1 tRNA gene and 1 rRNA gene are annotated in these 472 nt (G+C 62.7%); both read left to right on the plus strand.

Annotation, left to right across the window (positions count from 1 at the left end):
• Positions 1 to 189 precede the first annotated feature (189 nt).
• Positions 190 to 305: ribosomal RNA gene (gene rrf / locus E1J50_RS26480) — 5S ribosomal RNA — on the plus strand.
• Positions 306 to 393: 88 nt separating this feature from the next.
• Positions 394 to 470: transfer RNA gene (locus tag E1J50_RS26485), tRNA-Met, on the plus strand.
• Positions 471 to 472: the final 2 nt, after the last annotated feature.

Consider the following 472-nt stretch of genomic DNA (forward strand, 5'->3'; position numbering starts at 1 on the left):
TTGATAGGCCGGGTGTGCAAGCGCGGTGACGCGTTGAGCTTACCGGTACTAATCGCTCGATTGAACTTGATCGCTCCCGTGATCCATGTTCGCACAGCCAACACACACAAAGACCCGAGAGACGAGCCGCGGCAGGCGGTCCCTGCGCGCGCCTCGTCGCAACGCTTGCCGAACGCTGCTGTCCGCCGGCCTGGTGGTTCGAGCGGTGCGCACAAAACCCGATCCCATCTCGAACTCGGCCGTTAAACGCACCAGCGCCCAGGGTACTGTGTCTCAAGACACGGGAGAGTCGGTCGCCGCCAGGCCTGCCAACAGCAGAACACACACCAACACAACACACGTTCCCTCGACACGATCGACACCACGGCCGGTCCCAGACAGGACCGGCCCCGGCGCGGGGTGGAGCAGCCCGGTAGCTCGTCAGGCTCATAACCTGAAGGTCACAGGTTCAAATCCTGTCCCCGCAACCAAA

The organism is Methylobacterium segetis (assembly GCF_004348265.1).
In the GTDB taxonomy this organism is placed as follows: Bacteria; Pseudomonadota; Alphaproteobacteria; order Rhizobiales; family Beijerinckiaceae; genus Methylobacterium; species Methylobacterium segetis.